This is a genomic window from Sphingomonas insulae (assembly GCF_010450875.1).
Classification (GTDB): Bacteria; Pseudomonadota; Alphaproteobacteria; order Sphingomonadales; family Sphingomonadaceae; genus Sphingomonas; species Sphingomonas insulae.
Window position 1 is genome coordinate 1938207 of sequence record NZ_CP048422.1, and the last position, 18397, is coordinate 1956603.

Here is an 18397-nt window from a genome sequence, read left to right on the forward strand (position 1 = left end):
GTAGAATGCGGTTCTACAAGAGCGCCCCATAGCCATGCCCTCGCGCACCGCCCGACATGGCCGGCGCCATGTCCTCCACCTCCGCCTCGACCACCGTCAACCTCTCACGGCTTGCCCCGCCGACGATCGTCGAGCAGCTCGACTATGAGACGATCCTCGCCCGCAAGGTGGCGCGCGTGCAGGAGCTGCTGCCGTCGTTCGATGCGACAGTCGATAGCGATCCCGCCGTCAAGATCCTGCAGGTGGCCGCCTATGACGAGCTGCTGTTGCGGCAAGACTTCAACGAGCGCCTGACCGCCCGTCTGGTCGCTTACGCAACTGGCGCCACGCTCGATCATATCGGCGCCGCCATCGGCATCGCGCGCCTTGTCGTCACGCCTGCCAATCCGACCACGGGCGCGCCCGCCGTCTACGAGGGCGATGATGCGTTCCGCGCGCGTATCGTTCTCGGCCCCGAGGGCTTCGCAGCGGCGGGGCCTGAGCTGGCTTGGGTAAAATGGGCAAAGGACGCCTCGCCCCTCGTCCTCGACGCCAGCGCCACCACGCCCAATCCGGGGGAAGTGCTGGTCAACGTCCTGTCGACGCTCGGCGACGGCACGGCTGATGCGGCGTTGCTCGACAAGGTACGCGTGATCGTCACCGACAAGGCGGTGCGGCCGCTCGGCGCTTTGGTCACCGTAGCCTCCGCGGCACGGCGGCCGTTCGACGTTTCCGCGCGGATCTGGACCTTCGCAGGCCCTGATGCCGCCCTCGTCCTCGCGACGGCGCGCAGCCGCCTCGACACCTATCTCGCCACCTCGCGCAAGCTCGGGCGTGACATCACTCGCTCCAGCCTGACCGCTGCGCTAACCGCGGAAGGCGTGCAGCGCGTGGAACTGCTGGCCCCGACCGCAGACGTCGTCTGTGATCTGACGCAGGCGGCGCTGTGCACCGACATCACGATCGGCCATGCGGGCTATGACGAATAGCCTGCTACCCCCGAACGCGACGCGCCTCGAACGCGCGCTCGAAGCGGGCGCCGGTCGCCTGACGCCGATCGTCACCCCGGCCGAATCGATCGACGATCCGGCAACGTGCCCGGCCGAGCTTCTCCCATGGCTTGCCTGGGGGCTATCGGTCGATGCGTGGGACGCCGAATGGAGCGAGGCGGACAAACGGAGCGCAGTCGCTACGTCGATCGAGATGCACCGCCGGAAAGGCACGCGCCTGTCTGTCGAGACAGTCGTCGCCCGGTTCGATCAGCTCGCCCATCTTGTGGAATGGCATCAGGCGTCGCCCAGGCGTCCGGCTCACACCTTCGACGTCGTACTGCCGATGGTCACGCCCGCCGGCATCGCGCCGGGCGGCCGCCGCGCACAAGCCGCCTTCACCGATGCCATCATCCGCGAGGTCGCGCGCGTGAAGCCGCTGCACGAGCATATGCGGATGGTGCAGCAGATCGACGCAGCCGGCGCCGTCGGGTTGCAGGCGACGCTACGCGTCCTCGCTTACTTGCGCGACGATGCCGTGATGACGATCGACACGTCTCCCGATTGGGCGGCGTACCTCCAAACCGAAGACGGCGAGCCGATCGAGGACGCCGACACCGGTGCCTATCTGGACACCCGCCCATGATCCCCTTGAAGCTCGTCATGACGACGGCCGGTCTCGGCCGTTTCACTGCCGCACAGAGCGACGCCGGTGTCGATCTAACCGTCACACAGGTCGCCTTCACCGCGACGGCATTTGTCGCGGCGCCGACGCTGACCGCGCTACCGGGCGAGTTTCGCCGTGTATCGACCGTGTCGGGCGAGGCGGCGGGCGACAACCTCGTTCACATGACGGTGCAGGACGATGCCGCGCTGACCTACACCGTCCGCGGCTTCGGGCTGTTCCTCGGCGATGGCACGCTGTTCGCGACCTACAGCCAGCCCGGCGTGATCGCCGAAAAGTCGAGCAACGCGATGCTCGCGCTCGTCATCGACATCGCCTTCCCAGAGGCGGGTGTCGACCGGATAACCTTCGGCGACACCAATTTCCTCAATCCGCCTGGTACTACAACGCGAAAGGGAGTGGTGCGTTTCGCGACCCCTGCCGAGCGCGATACCGGCATCGCCACCGACGTCGCCTTGACGCCCTCGGACCTGCGCAGCGCCCTGCCCATCGGGACGGTGACGATGTGGTATGGCGACGCTCCGAGTGTGCCGGACGGCTGGGCAATCTGCGACGGCCGCGAGGTGGCGCGCAGCGATGGCGAGGGCACGGTCGTGACCCCTAATCTCGTCGGCCGCGCGCCGGTCGGCGCCAGCGTTGCGCATGCCCCCGGGGCGACGTTCGGTGCCAGCGAAACCACCGTCAGCGTCACGCCGAGTTATACGGGGGCATCGGTTTCCACGACCACGCGCGCGGTCGATGCCGGTGGCTCCGCAAGCGGCCTGATCGGCTCGGTCAGCTTCAACGACGCTGCTCATAGCCACGATCTGACCATCGACGTGACGCCGCCCTCGATCGCCCTCCACTTCATCATGAAGGTCTGACCGATGGCCAAGATCTCGCTGCTTCCCGAACTGGACGCGCCTGACGGGAGCGAGCGCGTGCCCGTCCTCGTCGGCGACAAGACCATGGCCGCCAGCATGTCGGGCCTCGTCGAGGGCGCGGTCGGCGGTCTCGCGGCCGATCTCGGCATCACCGACGCCCCTGGCGGGTGGAAAGACGTCGTGATCGATCGCGATGGCCGCATCGTGTCGGGCTATCATCCGCTCCGCGGTGAATATCAGCCCTCGGTCGACGCCGTCGACGATCGGCTCGCCCTGCTCGAACTGGCTGCCCCGCGGCTGGTCGCGCAGATCGGCGGATGGATCTCGGCAGAGGTCGACGAAGAGGGGCGGGTCGTGCGTGGCGTGCATGCCACGCGAGGTGCCTACCCGCCGCCCTCCGACATCGACGATGCCGCCGATATGGCGCTCGTCCGCCGGGCGCTGGTCGCCGCCCAGCTCCGCGGCCTGCGCCTCGAGGCGGCGCCTACCGTCCACCTCACCCCGCCGCGGGTGTTCCGGCGTGAGACGGGCAGTCCGGTCATCCCCGCCGGGCAGCGGATGACGCTCGACTTGCTCGACGCCCGTCTCAGCTTCGGCCATGCCCCCGTGCGCCGCGGCGCCTCCGGATGGACGGCGGACTATCTGCGCGGCCAATGGGTCTCGGCATACGGGAGCCGCGAAGGCGCGACGCAATGGAGCGTGCGCTTTGTGACCGACAGCCCGCAGATCGAGCTGCCGATCACCGGCGGCCAGATCGTGCGCGTGTGGATCGATGATCAGCCGGCCAGCCTCGGCAACACAGTCGATCTGCCGGCGGATAATGAATATCTCGCCTGCATCGACTTCGGCGAAGACATGCGGCCGATCCGCCCGCGCGCGGCCATCGCGGCAGCCGGCACCGGCTATGTCGAGGGCGACGCGCTATCCGTGTCGGGGATCAAGCTCGTCGTGCGCGCCGTCACCGCCACCGGCGCCATCGCCAGCGTGTCGATCGAAGGCTTCGGGCAGCTCACCGTGCTACCATCGGCCCCCGTCGCGGCAATGGGCGGCAGCGGCAATGGTGCCACCTTCGCGCTCTCGGACTCGCTGGGCGGCGTCAGCCAGTCCGGACACACCAGCCGCCGCATGCGGCGGGTCGAAGTCGTTTTCGGGGGCGGTAACGGCTTCCTAGGGCGCATCCGGCTGACGTCGGGCAGCACCGTGCGCCGCTGGCCCGTCGCCGGGCCGCGCCTCGTCACGATGCAAGATAGCTGGGGGCAGATCTACTCGGACGCCATCGACGGCAGCTGGGCGCAGACCGCCGGCCGGATGATCGGCATCCAAGACGTCTGGCAGAATTCGGTCGGCGGTACGGGCTTCACCAACGGCTCGGCCAACACCCCGCGCTACATGGATCGCCTCGTCGATCTCGCCGACGCGGCCGATACCGCTGGGCGACCGATCGTGTTCCTGACGCAAGGCTCGATCAACGACGATTATACCGACGCGAGCGATGCGGCGTTGCAAGCGGCGGTGGAAGCCTATTGGCGCGCAGCCTGGGCGCGGCTCCCGGCCGGCACCATCATGATCCAGACGGGCGTGATGCGGCGCGTCGATGGCGGCAGTCCCGACACGCGCTCGGCCGCGGTACGGCAGGGCTTCGTGGCTGTCGCCGCGGATCTCGATCCCAAGGGCCTGCGGTCCGGCTTCATCGAGACGCGTGGCCTCATGAACGTCGCCACCAACGGACCCTTCTGGATGACCGGCGACGGCGCCCACATGACCCAGCTCGGGCACGACATGGTCGCCTGCGCGATGGCGGCAGAGCTGATCCAAATTTTCCAGTCCCTCCCGATCTATTGAGGATTCGATCATGGCCAAGACCCAGATCACGCCGCTGACCTATGCGACCGACGATAACAGCCTGCTCCTGCTCTGTGCCGATCCTGCCGCCTGCGCGCGCGGCACGACCGACTTCGTGTTCGACTGGCGCGATCCCAACCAGTGGGGCGGCGCCTTGCCGGTCGCTGGCGCGCCGCTCCCCCTGCGCGACTTCCAGAACCTCGCGCTCGACAAATCGGCAATCCTCGTCCGCGACCAGCAGATCATGGCGCCCTACGTCTACGGCACGCAGGCCCATATCTCGGACGGCAAGGGCCTGACCTCGGCGAACGGCGGCACCGTCGGCTATGCCTTGCGCCGTAGCGGTCAGCAGATGAACCGCGCGGCCAGTCCCGTCGCCGAGGGGTTCCGCAGCTTCTATCTCGACGTCTGGGTGATCCTGCGCGGCGAGGCGTCGCAATTCGCGCGCGGGATCTCGGGCCGCGGGCAGGCGTCGACTGTCGAATATGGCTTCGGCGTCGACCACACGACCGGGAACGTAGTCGAGTGGGTGAGCGGCCGGGTCCTCGCTCACGATCGGGCGTTCGGCACCCTGCTGCACCTTGGCCTGTCGCTCGACTTCGACGTGCAGGGCGATACGACCACCGCCCGCACCTTCTGCGACGGCGTCGAGATCGTCGGGGGTGCCGCCTATCCGCGTCCCAGCGCTTGGCCTGACACACAGGGGTATTTCGACTTCGTCGGACTGGCCGGATGGGGCCTTGCTCCCCTTACGCTGGTCCGCACCTCGCGCACCTTCACCGCGTGGCCAGGACAAGGGCGTCTCGATCCGATGGATCTTCATCAAGATGAAGAGCGAGGACGGTCGCGCCTGCTCTTGTAGAAGCGCATTCTACAAGAGCAGGCCCTCGCGTCGTTCAACGCCCCGCGCATGGTCGCGGGGCAATGGTCTACTCTCCCGAATTTCACCGCCTTGTGGGCGATCTCGCGCGTGAAGGCGTCATTGTTTCCGTCGATCGTGTCGCCGGCACCGCACGCGTGGAATTCGCCGACGCGCTGACGACCGGTGATCTTCCTTGGCTGGCACCGCGCGCCGGCAAGACACGCATTTGGTCGCCGCCCTCTGTAGGCGAATGTGTCCTGGTTCTCGCGCCCGAGGCAGACGCCACCCGCGGGATCATCGTCGGCAGTCTGTCGAGTAGCGCGCATCCGCACCCTGCACAGGACGGATCGACACTTGCTGAATTCGACGATGGCGCGACGATCAGCTACGATCCCGAAACCCACGCTCTCATGGCGTACTTGCCGGCCGATGCGACGGTGATGGTAGTGGCACGCGGCGGACTGCACTTTACCGGCGACCTGACGGTCGATGGCAAGATCCACGCGACCGACACGATCACCGCCGATGGCGACGTCGTCGGCGCCGGCAAGAGCCTGAAGGACCACGTCCACACGAAGGTACAGGCCGGCGCCGCGATCTCGGGACCGCCGCAATGATCGGCATGGACCGCCACACCGGCAAGGCCATCGCCGGCACTGACCACCTGTTCCAGTCGATCGACGACATCCTGTCGACCCCCGTAGGCACGCGCGTCGGCCGTCGCGATTACGGTTCGCTCGTGCCCCGCCAGCTCGACCAGCCCAACAACCCGGCCGGGCGCCTGCGCGTCATTGCCGCTGCAGCGCTGGCGCTGATGCGCCAGGAGGGCCGCGCCCGGATCGCGCGGATCTCCCTCTCGCCCGGTGCCCAGCCGCATCAGGTCGTGCTGACCGTCACCGGTCGCCGCACTGACATCGCCGACAACCCCGCCTTTACCGCCTCGTCCACCATCCGCGCCCTCTCGGCGCTCGCCTGAAAGGTCCACCCATGAGCTTCCTGCACGGGATCAACGTCACCGAGGTGAAGAACACCAAGCGCGGCATCGCTACGATCGCCACCGCTGTCATCGGCCTGGTCGCAACCGCCCCCGACGCCGTCGCTGGCGCCTTCCCGCTCGACACGGCGGTTAAGGTCGACAATCTCGACGACGCCATCACCAAGGCCGGCGCAGGGGGCACACTGCGTGCAGCATTGCGCGCTATCGCCGGACAGGTGACCGCCCCCGTCGTCGTCGTGCGTGTGGCGCCCGGTGCCAACGCCGATGCGACGGCAACCGCCTTGGTCGGCGCCGACGTCGCCGGCGTTAAGACGGGCATGCAGGCGCTGCTGACCGCGTCCGCGCAGCTCGATCTGCATCCCCGGATCATCGGCGCGCCGGGCCTCGAAAGTGAAAAGGTGACCAAGGGATTGGCTGCGGTCGGCAAGAAGCTGCGGGCGCACGTCTACGCACAGGCGCTTGGCCTCGACCGCGGCGAGGCGATCACGCACCGCGGCCTGTTCGCCGACGCGCGCGAACTGACCCTGCTGTGGCCAGGGGTGACCGCGCCCTATGGCGCCGACGGCGCCAGCATCCCCGTGCCGATCGCGGCGGTCGCCATGGGCGCGCGCGCCGCGATCGACCAGACGCAGGGCTGGCACAAGACGCTGTCGAATGTCGATCTCGCCGACATCGACGGGCTGACCGCAGACGTCGCGTCCGACATTCAGGATCCCGACTGCGACGCCAACGTGTTGAATGCCTCGGGCCTGGTGACCGTCGTTCGCATGGGCGGCGCCCTGCGCTTCTGGGGCAACCGTACCTGCGCCGCGGCGGACAGCGATTTCGTCTTCGAAAGCGCCGCCCGCACGCAACAGATCCTCGCCGATACCGTCGCGCTGGGCCTGATCTGGGCAATTGACAAGCCGCTGCGCCCCAGCCTTGCCAAGGACATCGCCGAGCAGATCAACGAGAAATTCCGTGTCGAGACCCGCGCCGGCCGCCTGATGGGTGCTGTCGCCGTCTTCGACGCCAGCCGTAACCCCGACGCCAGCCTGAAGGCCGGGAAACTCGTGATCGGCTTCCGGTACACGCCCGTACCACCGCTCGAAGCGCTCTTCCTCGAGCAGGAGATCAGCGACGAATTCCTCGCCGACTTCACGTCGCTCGTCGTCGCGGCCTGATCGCGCCCGCCACCCCACCGACACTCCCAAGGACCGCCGCCATGTCGATCGCCCCCAAGCTCAAGCAGATGATGATGTTCAACGACGGCGATGCCTTTATCGGCGAAACCGTCTCGGTCACGCCCCCCAAGCTTGTCCGTAAGCTGGAGGAATACCGCGCCGGCGGCATGAGCCGGCCGGTAAAGGTCGACATGGGCGGCGAGCCGCTGGAAATGGAAGCGGTCTACGGCGGCCCCATGCGCGCCGTCCTGCGTCAATACGGCCAGCTTAACCTGTCGGGCGTGCAGCAGCGCTTCGTCGGCTCGTTCATCGACGACGACACCGGTCAGCCCGTCGTGATCGAGATCGTCACCCGCGGCCGGCACGAAGAGATCGACATGGGCGAGATGAAGCCCGGCGAAGATAGCGAATTCAAGGTCAAGAGTCAGCTCGTCTACTTCAAGCTCTCGTGGAACGGCGTCGTCGAGATCGAGATCGACGTCCTCGGCATGATCGAGATCGTCGGTGGGGTCGACCTGATGGCGCCGCATCGCGCCGCCCTGGGCCTTTGACGTAAGGGGCGCCCTCCGGCGCCCGCGCCGCAAACCCGCCGTCCTCCACCGCCCTCAGCTTCCCCGATAGGATTTTCACGATGAGCGACCAGACCGACATGCCGACCCCTGTTGCCCCCGGCGACTTCACCCTCGAACACGACATCGTCGTCAACGGCAAGGTAGAATTGCCCGCGGGCACGACGATCCACGTGCGCAAGCCTATGGGTGGGGAGCTCCGCGGCGCCAATCTCGGTGGCCTCGTCCGCATGGATTACAACCAGGTCGCAATGGTCGCCCCCCGCGTCACCAGCCCGATCCTGCACGCGCACCTGTTCGAAGTGATGGATCCCGCCGACGTGACCCAATTCGCCGGGATCATCGTCGATTTTTTGCTGCCGACGTCGACGAAGGATGCGCTCTCCCAGAGCGCGTAGAAGAGCCGATGGCGGATATCGCCTTCGTCTTCCACTGGCCCCCCGACGTCATGGACGCGTTGTCCGTGTCCGACCTGATGCAATGGCGCGAGCGCGCGGCGCGCCGTCACAACCCGGAAGGGAAATAGCGTGTCATCCGACCGCAATCTGCGCATCCGCATGCTTCTGGAGGCCGGCGACCGCGTCACCGGCCCGCTGCGCGATATCGCCGGCGGGTCGACCAAGGCCGCGCAGGCGCTGAAACTGACGCGCGATCGGCTGAAGGAGATCAAGCAGGCGCAGGGCGACATCGACGGCTTTCGCGGCCTGAAGGCCGGGCTGCAATCGACCAATACCCAGCTCGACGCATCCAAGGCGCGTGTCGCCGAGCTGCGCGGGGAGATCGCCGCCACCGACAAGCCGACGCAGGCGCTGACCCGCGCGCTCGCCAAGGCCGAACGCGAGGTGACGACGCTGGAGGCGACCGAACGGCGCCAGACGCAGGCGTTGAGCGAAATGGGGCTGAAGCTCCACACCGCCGGCATCGACACAGAGGATCTGGCGCGTCACCAGCGCCGCCTGCGTACCGAGGCCGTTCAGACCAACCGCGAGATCGCCGAACAGGAACGCCGCGTCGGCCAGCTCGCCGATCGCGAGCGCCGCATGGCGGCCGGCCGCGCCCGCTTCGCCAAGATCCAGGGCATGGCGACCGGCCTTGCCGCCGGCGGTGCCGCCGCGATCGGGACCGGCATGGCGATGGCCGCACCGCTGATCGGCAGCATCAAAGCCGCGCAGGAATACGAATCGGTCATGACCGATATCGGCCAGAAGGCCGATCTGTCGCGTGTCCAGGCGACCGCCCTGGGCAAGAACCTGCTCATCTCGGCCAAGGCCGCAAACCAGATGCCGGCGGACATGCAGGCCGGCGTCGACGCGCTCGCCGGGCTAGGCGCCAAGGTGCCCGACGCGGTCAAGATGATGACGCCGATCGGCCGAGCCGCCACGGCGTACAAGGCCGAGATCGCGGACCTGTCGAACGCTGCTTATGCGGCGACCGACAATTTGAAGGTGCCCGTATCGCAAACGCAGCGCATCATCGACATCATGGCGTCGGCCGGGAAATCGGGCGCATTCGAGATCAAAGACATGGCGCAATATTTTCCGGCGCTGACCGCAGCCTATCAGGGGTTGGGGCAGACCGGTACAGGCGCCGTGGCGGATCTCGCCGCGGGCCTTCAGATCGCGCGCAAGGGCGCCGGAGATGCGGCCAGCGCCGGCACCAACCTCGCCAACATCCTGCAGAAAATCGCCTCGCCCGCCACCAACAAGGCGTTCGAGAAGATGGGCGTGGATCTGCCCGCCGCGCTGAAGAAGGCGTATGCGGAGGGCAAGACACCGCTGGAGGCCATCGCCGAGCTGACCAACAAGACGCTGAAGGGCGATTTGTCGAAACTCGGCTACCTATTCGAAGACGCACAGGTGCAGCAGGGCCTGCGACCGCTGATCCAGAACATGGACGAATATCGCCGCATACGCGCCGAGGCGTCGAAGGCGGACGGCACGACCGATCGCGACTTCGCCGAGCGCATGAAGGATTCGGCCGAGCAGACCAAGCAGCTCAAGATCAACGCGACGACGCTGGCGATCACCCTGGGCGCGCAGCTCCTGCCCACCGTCAATGCCGTCGCCACCAAGGCGAACGCCTTCGCAACGTGGATCGGCGACGTCGCCAACCGCTATCCGAACGCCACCAAGGCCATCGCGATCGGTGCCGCCGCGTTCGCAGCGCTCTTCCTCGTCCTGGGCGGCGGGGCGATCGTCATCGCCGGCTTGGTGGCGCCGTTCGCGGCTTTGTCCTTCGCGGCCGGCGCGCTCAACATCGCCATGCTGCCCCTGATCGGCATCACGCTGGGCGTCGTCGCCGGCGTCGTCGCGATCGGTGCCGCGGCGTACCTCATCTATCAGAATTGGGGCGCCATCGGCGGCTTCTTCTCCGATATGTGGACCGGCATCGTCTCGCGGTTCACTGGCGCCGCCAGCGCGGTGACCGGCATCTTTCGCGGACTCTGGTCGGGCGTGAAGTCGATCTTCTCGATGAGCCTGCTCGACATCTATAAGAATCTGTTTTTCTTCACCGGCTATGCGCTCGGCACGCTGTTCCGGTTCGGCACGATTGCTTACAACTGGCTAACCGGAACGTTGCCTGGGCTATTGTCGTCCGGCTGGAGCGCTGCATGGGCGATGCTCACCGGCGCGATCAGCGCGTCATGGAATTGGCTGACAACCCGATTCCCGGCGATGCTGGCGAGCGGGTGGAACATCGCCTGGGCGAGTTTCAAAGGCGCGATGCGCGCCGCGTTTATTACGTTGCCTGCGATGTTCTTCGACTTCGGCGTGATGATTATCCAGGGGCTTTGGAACGGCATCAAGAGCGCGCCCGGCCGGCTATGGAATGCCGGCGTAGCCATGGCGCGCGCGCTGTCGGGCGGCTTCAAGAAGGCGAATGAAATTCAGTCGCCCAGCCGCGTTTTCATGCGGCTTGGCGGCCATGTCGTCGACGGCCTCACCAACGGCCTCGCGCGCCAGGAGGACGAGCCGGTGCGGCGCATGGACAGCCTCTCGAACCGCCTGTCCAAGGCAATCGTAACGGGCAGCGCGATCCCGGCACTGGCAATGGGCGCGGTTCCCGCCGGTGCCACCACCGCTTCGCCGGCCGGCGCGGCGCCGGCGGCACGAACGTACAACATTACGATCAATCAGCTTCCAGGGCAGGACGGGCCGGCGTTGGCGCGCGCCGTTGCCGACGAGCTGGACCGCCGTGAGCGCGAGGCGGCGGCCCGCACACGATCCTCCTACGCCGACCCGGTCGATTGGGAGACCGTGTAATGCTGCTCGCGCTTGGTATGTTCGTCTTTTCGATCGACACGCTGGCATTCGACGATCTCAATCGGCGGGCGAACTGGCGCCACGCCACCTCAACCCGCGTCGGCACGCGCGACGCCACGCAATTCACTGGCCCCGGCGAAGAGACGATCTCGCTGCCCGGCTCGGTATTCCATGAGATCGCGGACGGCAGCGTGTCGATCGACGAACTGCGCGCCATGGCGAACACCGGCGACGCCTGGTCGTTGGTCGACGGGCGGGGTTACGTCTATGGCGCGTTCGTCATCACCGGCATCGACGATCGCGGCAAGGGGTTCTTTCCGGACGGTACGCCCCGTCAGATCGACTTCTCGATCGAGCTGCTGCGCGTCGATCACGACGACGCATGATCGCGAACATTCCCGCCATCCGCGTTCTGGTCGACGGCAAGGATATCACGCCGATGCTCGTCGGTAAGATACCGCAGCCGCACGGCCGCCCGCCGCGCTCGCGCCTCATCAGCCTCGGAATAACCGAAAAGCGGGGCGGGGAGGCCGACCAGCTCGACCTAGTGATCGACGATACCGACGGCGCCGTGCCGCTGCCACGCGATGGCGCGCGGATCCACGTCTGGCTGGGATGGAAGCAGGGCAGCGACGTGACCGCGGGGCTGGTCGACAAGGGTTGGTTCATCGTCGACGAGGCGAACCATGCCGGTCCGCCCGACCTCATCACCGTCCGCGCCCGGGCGGCCGACTTCACCGGCGACATCAAGACGCGGCGCGAACAGGGCTGGCACGATACGACGCTCGGCGCCATCGTGTCGGAGATCGCCGGCCGTAACCGCCTGACGGCGCGATGCGCGCCCGCCCTCGCCGGCATCGCGGTCACGGCAAAGGCCCAGACCGGCGAAAGCGACCTCGCCTTCATCGCCCGGATCGGCCGCGAACATGGCGCCGTCGCCAAAGTTGTACGCGACGTCTTGGTCGTCTCGCCGATATCCGCCGGCGTGACGCCCACCGGGAAGTCGCTGGCTACCGTCACCATCGCCCGCCGCGACGGCGACAGCCACCAATTCAGCCGTCAAAAGCGCGAGGACGTGCCTGGCGTCACCGCGACATGGCACGATCGCGCCTCGGGCAAGCGACAGGAATTCGTCGCTGGCAAGAAGGATGGCGCCAAGCGCATCCGCAAGGTGTTCGGCAACGAGCAGGACGCGGCCACCGCCGCCAACGCCGCCAAGGCGCGCGCCGGCCGCGAGCCTGTCTCACTGACCCTGACGCTCGCGCTCGGGCGGCCGGACGTCCACCCGGAAACGAAAGCCACGGTCACGGGGTATAAGGCGGTAATCGACGCGGTGGCGTGGCTCGTCGCCGAGGTGACGCACACCTACGGCGACCGGGGATATACGACAGGGCTTAGGTTAGAAGCGGCGAATTGATCGCCCTTTCGTCCCCACCGGTTATCATCGAATTGAGCTTTGTCTTAAGACACTCGGTGTCCCTTGTTTCACACTCCCATACGATCACGACGTTCCAACCCTTAGTGCGTAAGGCGTCCTCGTTACGCTGATCTCGGGAAACGTTAGCTGCGAATTTATCCTGCCAGAAATCCACCCTCGTTTTGGGCATGCTGGCTTTTTTACAATTCGAGTGCCGATGCCAAAAACAACCGTGTACGAATATGGCTGTCTTATATTTAGGCATTACAATATCAGGGCGACCAGGAAGATCGCCACGATGCAGTCTAAATCGATAACCGAGGCTGTGCAGCGCCCTCCTGACTGCTATTTCCGGCTTCGTGTCCTTTCCTTTGACCTGCGCCATAAGGCGAGATCGCTGCGGACTAACGTCAGCGCGCTTCGCAGTATTCACTAAGCTGGATACGCCGCTAAGTGGCGGCGGACTGAGCGTGCTATCACTCGACCCAAGGCAACTGGAACTGCATTGCCGATCAGTCGGCCGACGCTTCGCATATTGACCCTGTCACCCGGTCGGACGAATTCATAGTCGCGAGGAAACGACTGCAGCATCGCACCCTCTCTTAGCGAAAGGGCGCGATCCTGTTCGGGATGACCGAACCGGCCGTTGCCGAAACCGTAGAATAGCGTTGTCATCGTCGGTGAAGGATCGTTCCAGGTCATGCGCCCATATACCGATCGGTACGTGCTACCCGATGCCGAACGGTGACAATCAGCAACCAGATCCTCTTCCCAGTCCGCCCAACTTCCGCCCGGCCGAGACGCGCGAATTCGCCTCAGATTGAGTTCCGAAAGCTTCGCTGATCTATGCAGTGGATCGCACGCATCCACGCCACCTGCGGCAAGAGGCGGCAGATCGCCAATTTCGTCGCGTACCGAGCGGGCTTGAGCGAGAACCTCCGGTTGCTCCAGCTCGATCTTGCCGAGTTTCGACGCAAGCACAACCAAGCGATTACGCTTTTGCGGCAGCCCGTATTGAACCATTGGAACTATCCCTCGGAAAACATGATAGTTCTTGGCTTTCAAGCGCGCTTCGAAGTCACCTAAGAGTCTTCCTCCGTCGAAGTCGGCAAGCTTTGGAACGTTCTCCATTGAAACGACGTCCGGTTCGCATTCCGCAATCAGTCGAGAGAATTTTTCAACTAGCGCGTACTTGGCTTTCCCGCGTCCCTTTTGATTATAAGTCGAAAACGGTTGGCACGGCGCACATCCAACCAGCACCCGGCGACCGGATTCCGGGTACAATGAGCACAGGTCATTGGCTGTCAGCTCGTCCACGTCTCTCCTGATGAAACGAGACGCGTTGTTGTACTCGAAAGCGTACTCGCATGCCGGATCCAAGTCGATGCCCGCTGCAATGGAAAAGCCCTCATTGCGAAAGCCATGGGCAAGCCCACCCGCCCCGCAAAACAGATCGACCACCGATGCCACCGCAGGCAAGGCAGGGCGAGGGGGCTCAGCGGAATTCGTTGGCGCAACCATAAGCCGATCCATTGCCGTGGTCAGGGATTCAACACAAGGCCGGTGGCCTCCTTGATGCCGTTGGTGACGTAGGCGTTTCGCTTGGCGCGGGAGTCGTTTTGAAGGTCCGCGACGATCTCGTCCATCACGTCTCGCCCCAAGATGGTCAGCACGAGGGTTAATAGCAAGCCGCACACGGTTGAGCTGCCGAGCGGGAACGTCGGACCTTTCGTGGAGCGCGGGAGTGCGCACGCGATCGGCACCCGATCAGGGGTCATGGAGTCGATCGGTTGAGCGTGATGAAACCGATGCTCGCGGCCTTGCCAACTCGGCGTTTCAAAACGGTAGCCCCAAAATTGCGGGACATGACCCTTCGGCGTGGTTTCCCCAGCGACCGAATGCCGGCCACCCAAGCGAAACATGCCGTAGAGAAAATGCGCCTCCGGTTGCCCCTCGAGGCGCCAGCTGCACCACAGAAACGAGTAGCCGTCATTGGTATAGCGGCTTGGTTCCAGCTCGATGAAATGATTGTCGGGAAATTGCTTGTTTAAGGAGCCTTTTTGAAGGTCGGCAAGCTCACGCTGACCCAGTCTGGCGTACTGATCGACGATCCGCCTCAGCTCGCCCGACTTTGGCTCATCTTTGGCGTGTTCCCCCGGAACCATACCTAGGTTGCGCCGATTCGTTTCGCCACCTCGCTGCGCGAGCTTCTGTAGGATGATTACCAGTCCCCTCGCTTCTTCCTCCATGGCCAGACCTATACCGAGGCGAGGCGCCGGCTCGGGCCATAGCTGATGTCCGGATGAAAGAAGGCTAGGTATCTGACGTCGAATTGATTGTGAAAGCCCGCCCGGAACGGCTTGGCTGCGTCGAACGGTATGAAGATTGAGGCGTCCTCTGCGAACACGACGTCGGCGAATTTGGCCGGGTCGTATTCGGAGCGTCCCTTGCGAACGACGTCGAGCTTGAGGAGGTCTGGCCACCAGAACGCATCCTGCCCGAGCCAACCCGCATGCCCTTGGAATTTCGCACCGGCGACGTCATCGATCAACGCTTCCGCTCCGAATACGATCGCTCGATTCCACGTCGCGATATCCAAAGGATCGCCCAACTCCGGACGCATCAGGAATGGCATGCGCTGTAGCAAGTGGGGAACATCCACTAGAACATTTTGTGGTCCCACCACCGCCCGCGAATACCACTTGGACAAACGCGCTACTGTCGCCGCCATAGCCCTTCGCTTATTGGACTCTATCGCTCGTGCGACCTCCTTATGTTCCGTCGACTGCATCAGGAATTTTCGAACGCTTAGCTTTTGCAAATCATCCGCGTTCGTCACCTGGTTCGACAAAAAGCCGACCGCCTCATCGCTCAAAGCCGAGACATGTCGCTCCGGAAATTGCAATACATCAAGTATAGGCTGGTCGAATGCATCGAGTAGGCCGGACGTAAGATTTCCGCGGTTGTCGATCACCTTTCCGATATCCGGCCAAGTCCAAGGAGCGAACGTCGCGCCATCCCTTTGTCCGCCCCAGAGAGTTTGCGAACCAATCAGAGACGAGTCGATGTTGAGATCGGCGAAGCTTTCCAAGTGACCCCGCATCTCAAGGTCGAACATGGCCTTATCGACGAACTGATTCATGACGACCACGAATGCGCAATCGGAATAAAGCCTAGCCATCCGGGCAAAGCCCTCGCCCGTATGCCGCGCATTCTGCGCATCAATCTCCAAGAGATCGTAGTCGACGACGAGAATGTCGGCTTGGTCGAATTGCGTTTCGACTTTGTCGGAGCTGCTATTCTCCGAAGTAGGGATACGCGTCAGCAGATTTCGAAATTGGGCGCGAGCATCCTCTATGCGCTCCACGTCTACGCCTGAACCAACGGCCTTGGCTATTTGCTTCTGCCAGTCCGCCGCAAGGCTGGGATTGTCGTCGCAAACAGCGATGCGCTTAATGCTCATTCACCGCTACTCCAGCTAATTTGAAATGTCGTCGGACCGCCGTCTTCTACGAATCTGACCTGGCATCCGCGCAAGCTTGCGATCATCCGCACGATCGTCAAACCAAGACCCATACCGCCCAATCCTAAAGCCGAGCGTTCGGACGACGCCACCTGCCGCCGCCTGAATGGCTCGAAGTAGGTGTGTGAGCTGGGAACGTCTATGGGAAGTCCGTTGTTGCTGATGCGCAGCCAACTACTGCGTCCTGTCCGCCCGAACCGGAAGGCAATTCGGGGCTCGTCTATATCAAGCATTGCATTCGCTGCGTTAACCAACACGTTTTGCAATAGAGCATGCCAATCGGCGAATGTCGCTGGTGGGAAATAGACATGACCGGGAATATCTATTTCCGTGGCTACGCGCGGCATGAGTGGCTCGGTCGCCCGTATCACCTCCTCGACGACGCTACGGACCTGCAACGCTTCCACGACATCACGGTCTTCCTGGCTTAGCATCGGAGCAAAGATGCGCCGAGTGGCTTCCAACCGATTGAGCCAAGTGTCGATGTCGCCTGCGACACCCGAAACTTCCGGATCGTCGATCCGGGCCGCAATGGATTTCAGGCGGCGGACCAATTGACGCCCGAGCCGTATCTCCTTCTTGTTCTCATGTTCCAGGGCGAGGGCGGCCATGCCAGTCGATGCGAGCGAGCCGAGTAGCGATCTCTCGGCATCGTCGGCCTCGCTCTGCTTGGCTATCGACGTGCCTAATTCGATGATCTCCGAGGATATATTTCGAATGATCTCGTCATCGGGATATCGGATCGTAGCGGTCTGGGCCAGATCCTCAAGACCGGCGACCCTGGCTATGGGCGGCAGCGACGGCCGCACGATCTCTATCATGCGATCGGCACGGATGCGCTGTCTTGTGGCGTAGTAGTCGATCGACGAGCGTACCGCCTGAGCCAGCTGCTCGAACGCGTCGTTGCCGGCAAGGCGATCGCGCGTGATCAGGATCTTGAGATATTCGCCGCTGGTTCGCTGTTCCGACGTAGCTGCGGCGTATTCCGCGCCTGTGTTGATCCTCACCACGCCTAGAATACGGCCCTGCGTCGGCAAATCGTTTAGGGCACGGCTCGCCTGCAAGCGCGACGGCAGCAGGGTGGACGCCGACTTTCGGTGTGAGTGATCGAACTCGATACCCAACCAGTCGGTTTCCGCTCCATAGTAGGGCAACTTGAAGCCGCTATCGTAAAGCGTCACGCCGCCGAACTTTTGGAGATAATCGCGCGCATCCTGAACGGGAACGTTGCCGGGCTGCCTTCCGACGAAGTCGTAGATGCGGATCTGCCATTGCGCTTCGTGGACGAACCAGTCCGGCCAGGTGTCGAAGTCACGCAGATCCTCGATGGGCCAGCTGTCGTGCAGGCGCTCGCCGTCCGCGAAGCGTAAATCCACGTCGACGAAATGCCTATCGCCTTCGCTGCGGACGGATCCAACGATCGCAGCGTGCCAGCTGTCGATGATCGCGCGCATCTGATTGGAGAACGTGGTGTCGAGGCCAGGGCGATCGGTATCGAAACCGATGGTGAAATCGAGTTCGTCGCTGTCACCGGTGGACCGGCTTCCCCATCCGGCGAACGGCGATTGCAGGCTCCAGATCTGCCTGCCCAGCAACTTGATATCTTCTTCGGCCCACCCCTGCTTCAATTCCTCCATGATCACGGTCGTACCGGTGGCACTTCCACCGGGGTACAATCCGGACCCCGCCGGCTCCGATTTGTACTGCGCCTGCGCGTTCGTCAGCAAGCCAGCCTCTACGGCCGTGTCCCAATCGACCAGGGCGTGCAATCGCCTGCTCAAGTCCTCTTCCGACGTGGTGACTAACTGCATCCGGTGAGCGAGGAATTGCGCTGATAGGCGACCAACGCCTTTCGAACCTGTAGTGGACCGACCGAATTTACGGCTGCGGGTGATCCGCTGCTTGTTTCGGGTGCCGATCGTCATCCAATGTTGCTGGAACTCGGCTGTGCTCATGCCGTGACCGTTGTCGGACACGGTAATCCTATTACCTTGCAGTCTGATCTGGCAGATCGTGGCGTCTGCGTCGTAAGCGTTTTTAACCAATTCGGCGAGCGCCGTATATGGCTGACCCACCAAGCGCTCGCCCAACTCCCGTATGAGAGCGGAGTCTGCCGAAAATGGGAAGGGCTCGTAAGCGGGGTCTTCCGCTTCGATCGTGAAGTCGTCGACCGTATCGGAGACGTCGATGGTCACTCCTGATTTACCTCAATCGTTGAGCTCATAAGGCCGTTCGTGATTTGGGC

The 18397-nt window shown here is 64.2% G+C and carries 19 protein-coding genes; 14 read left to right on the top strand and 5 right to left on the bottom strand.

Features of this window, described 5'->3' with window-relative positions:
* The first annotated feature begins 68 nt into the window (after positions 1–68).
* The 14 genes from GTH33_RS10750 (at position 69) to GTH33_RS10815 (ending at position 12629) form a co-directional block, all read left to right on the top strand.
* Positions 69–968, top strand: coding sequence for a baseplate assembly protein (locus GTH33_RS10750; RefSeq protein WP_163958392.1), 900 nt, complete (start codon positions 69–71; stop codon positions 966–968).
* Positions 958–1614, top strand: a complete 657-nt coding sequence (locus GTH33_RS10755) for a phage tail protein I (protein ID WP_163958393.1) — start codon at positions 958–960, stop codon at positions 1612–1614. The genes GTH33_RS10750 and GTH33_RS10755 overlap by 11 nt, the downstream gene beginning before the upstream one ends.
* Positions 1611–2516 carry a tail fiber protein gene (locus GTH33_RS10760; RefSeq protein WP_163958394.1) on the top strand — a complete coding sequence of 302 codons (906 nt, stop codon included), beginning with the start codon at positions 1611–1613 and terminating at the stop codon, positions 2514–2516. The genes GTH33_RS10755 and GTH33_RS10760 overlap by 4 nt, the downstream gene beginning before the upstream one ends.
* Before the next feature lie 3 nt (positions 2517–2519).
* Positions 2520–4358 (top strand): SGNH/GDSL hydrolase family protein, encoded by a 1839-nt coding sequence (locus tag GTH33_RS10765; protein ID WP_163958395.1) that lies wholly within the window; start codon positions 2520–2522, stop codon positions 4356–4358.
* 10 nt (positions 4359–4368) lie between these two features.
* Positions 4369–5220: a hypothetical protein gene (locus GTH33_RS10770; RefSeq protein ID WP_163958396.1), complete on the top strand. Its 852-nt coding sequence runs from the start codon at positions 4369–4371 to the stop codon at positions 5218–5220.
* A 92-nt stretch (positions 5221–5312) separates the two neighbouring features.
* A complete protein-coding gene (locus GTH33_RS10775) occupies positions 5313–5837 on the top strand; it encodes a phage baseplate assembly protein V (protein ID WP_249054856.1) in 525 nt (174 codons plus the stop codon).
* On the top strand, positions 5834–6196 hold the full coding sequence (locus GTH33_RS10780; RefSeq protein ID WP_163958398.1) for a GPW/gp25 family protein: 363 nt from the start codon (positions 5834–5836) through the stop codon (positions 6194–6196). The genes GTH33_RS10775 and GTH33_RS10780 overlap by 4 nt, the downstream gene beginning before the upstream one ends.
* A gap of 11 nt (positions 6197–6207) precedes the next feature.
* On the top strand, positions 6208–7380 hold the full coding sequence (locus GTH33_RS10785) for a phage tail sheath subtilisin-like domain-containing protein (protein WP_163958399.1): 1173 nt from the start codon (positions 6208–6210) through the stop codon (positions 7378–7380).
* Positions 7381–7421: 41 nt separating this feature from the next.
* Positions 7422–7931: a phage major tail tube protein gene (locus GTH33_RS10790; RefSeq protein WP_163958400.1), complete on the top strand. Its 510-nt coding sequence runs from the start codon at positions 7422–7424 to the stop codon at positions 7929–7931.
* 80 nt (positions 7932–8011) lie between these two features.
* The gene (locus tag GTH33_RS10795; RefSeq protein WP_163958401.1) at positions 8012–8347 is read left to right on the top strand and encodes a phage tail assembly protein; all 336 of its coding nucleotides are present in this window, start codon (positions 8012–8014) and stop codon (positions 8345–8347) included.
* 8 nt (positions 8348–8355) lie between these two features.
* The gene (locus GTH33_RS10800) at positions 8356–8475 is read left to right on the top strand and encodes a GpE family phage tail protein (protein ID WP_163958402.1); all 120 of its coding nucleotides are present in this window, start codon (positions 8356–8358) and stop codon (positions 8473–8475) included.
* 1 nt (position 8476) lies between these two features.
* Positions 8477–11212 (top strand): phage tail tape measure protein, encoded by a 2736-nt coding sequence (locus GTH33_RS10805; protein ID WP_249054858.1) that lies wholly within the window; start codon positions 8477–8479, stop codon positions 11210–11212.
* On the top strand, positions 11212–11598 hold the full coding sequence (locus GTH33_RS10810; protein WP_163958403.1) for a phage tail protein: 387 nt from the start codon (positions 11212–11214) through the stop codon (positions 11596–11598). The genes GTH33_RS10805 and GTH33_RS10810 overlap by 1 nt, the downstream gene beginning before the upstream one ends.
* The gene (locus GTH33_RS10815) at positions 11595–12629 is read left to right on the top strand and encodes a contractile injection system protein, VgrG/Pvc8 family (protein WP_163958404.1); all 1035 of its coding nucleotides are present in this window, start codon (positions 11595–11597) and stop codon (positions 12627–12629) included. Before GTH33_RS10810 ends, GTH33_RS10815 begins: the two co-directional genes overlap by 4 nt.
* On the opposite strand, the gene GTH33_RS10820 is transcribed toward GTH33_RS10815, so the two are convergent.
* The 5 genes from GTH33_RS10820 to GTH33_RS10840 all read right to left on the bottom strand — a co-directional run bounded on the left by GTH33_RS10820 (position 12607) and on the right by GTH33_RS10840 (position 18347).
* Positions 12607–13014, bottom strand: a complete 408-nt coding sequence (locus GTH33_RS10820; RefSeq protein ID WP_163958405.1) for a very short patch repair endonuclease — start codon at positions 13012–13014, stop codon at positions 12607–12609. The genes GTH33_RS10815 and GTH33_RS10820 overlap by 23 nt on opposite strands.
* 47 nt (positions 13015–13061) lie before the next feature.
* Positions 13062–14099 (bottom strand): DNA cytosine methyltransferase, encoded by a 1038-nt coding sequence (locus GTH33_RS10825; RefSeq protein ID WP_249054860.1) that lies wholly within the window; start codon positions 14097–14099, stop codon positions 13062–13064.
* Positions 14100–14170: 71 nt separating this feature from the next.
* Positions 14171–14878 (bottom strand): hypothetical protein, encoded by a 708-nt coding sequence (locus tag GTH33_RS10830; protein WP_163958407.1) that lies wholly within the window; start codon positions 14876–14878, stop codon positions 14171–14173.
* 8 nt (positions 14879–14886) lie between these two features.
* Positions 14887–16092, bottom strand: coding sequence for a hypothetical protein (locus GTH33_RS10835; RefSeq protein WP_163958408.1), 1206 nt, complete (start codon positions 16090–16092; stop codon positions 14887–14889).
* Entirely contained in the window at positions 16089–18347 is a 2259-nt protein-coding gene (locus tag GTH33_RS10840; protein WP_163958409.1) for an ATP-binding protein, read from the bottom strand. The genes GTH33_RS10835 and GTH33_RS10840 overlap by 4 nt, the downstream gene beginning before the upstream one ends.
* Positions 18348–18397 lie beyond the last annotated feature (50 nt).

Bases quoted from the DNA above. Each gene is read 5' to 3' on its own strand.
- GTH33_RS10785 (WP_163958399.1), top strand. From the start codon at position 6,208: ATGAGCTTCCTGCACGGGATCAACGTCACCGAGGTGAAGAACACCAAG.
- GTH33_RS10765 (WP_163958395.1), top strand. From the start codon at position 2,520: ATGGCCAAGATCTCGCTGCTTCCCGAACTGGACGCGCCTGACGGGAGC.
- GTH33_RS10815 (WP_163958404.1), top strand. From the start codon at position 11,595: ATGATCGCGAACATTCCCGCCATCCGCGTTCTGGTCGACGGCAAGGAT.
- GTH33_RS10835 (WP_163958408.1), bottom strand. From the start codon at position 16,092: ATGAGCATTAAGCGCATCGCTGTTTGCGACGACAATCCCAGCCTTGCG.
- GTH33_RS10800 (WP_163958402.1), top strand. From the start codon at position 8,356: ATGGCGGATATCGCCTTCGTCTTCCACTGGCCCCCCGACGTCATGGAC.
- GTH33_RS10790 (WP_163958400.1), top strand. From the start codon at position 7,422: ATGTCGATCGCCCCCAAGCTCAAGCAGATGATGATGTTCAACGACGGC.
- GTH33_RS10750 (WP_163958392.1), top strand. From the start codon at position 69: ATGTCCTCCACCTCCGCCTCGACCACCGTCAACCTCTCACGGCTTGCC.
- GTH33_RS10760 (WP_163958394.1), top strand. From the start codon at position 1,611: ATGATCCCCTTGAAGCTCGTCATGACGACGGCCGGTCTCGGCCGTTTC.
- GTH33_RS10820 (WP_163958405.1), bottom strand. From the start codon at position 13,014: ATGGCGCAGGTCAAAGGAAAGGACACGAAGCCGGAAATAGCAGTCAGG.
- GTH33_RS10810 (WP_163958403.1), top strand. From the start codon at position 11,212: ATGCTGCTCGCGCTTGGTATGTTCGTCTTTTCGATCGACACGCTGGCA.
- GTH33_RS10830 (WP_163958407.1), bottom strand. From the start codon at position 14,878: ATGGAGGAAGAAGCGAGGGGACTGGTAATCATCCTACAGAAGCTCGCG.
- GTH33_RS10795 (WP_163958401.1), top strand. From the start codon at position 8,012: ATGAGCGACCAGACCGACATGCCGACCCCTGTTGCCCCCGGCGACTTC.
- GTH33_RS10770 (WP_163958396.1), top strand. From the start codon at position 4,369: ATGGCCAAGACCCAGATCACGCCGCTGACCTATGCGACCGACGATAAC.
- GTH33_RS10755 (WP_163958393.1), top strand. From the start codon at position 958: ATGACGAATAGCCTGCTACCCCCGAACGCGACGCGCCTCGAACGCGCG.
- GTH33_RS10780 (WP_163958398.1), top strand. From the start codon at position 5,834: ATGATCGGCATGGACCGCCACACCGGCAAGGCCATCGCCGGCACTGAC.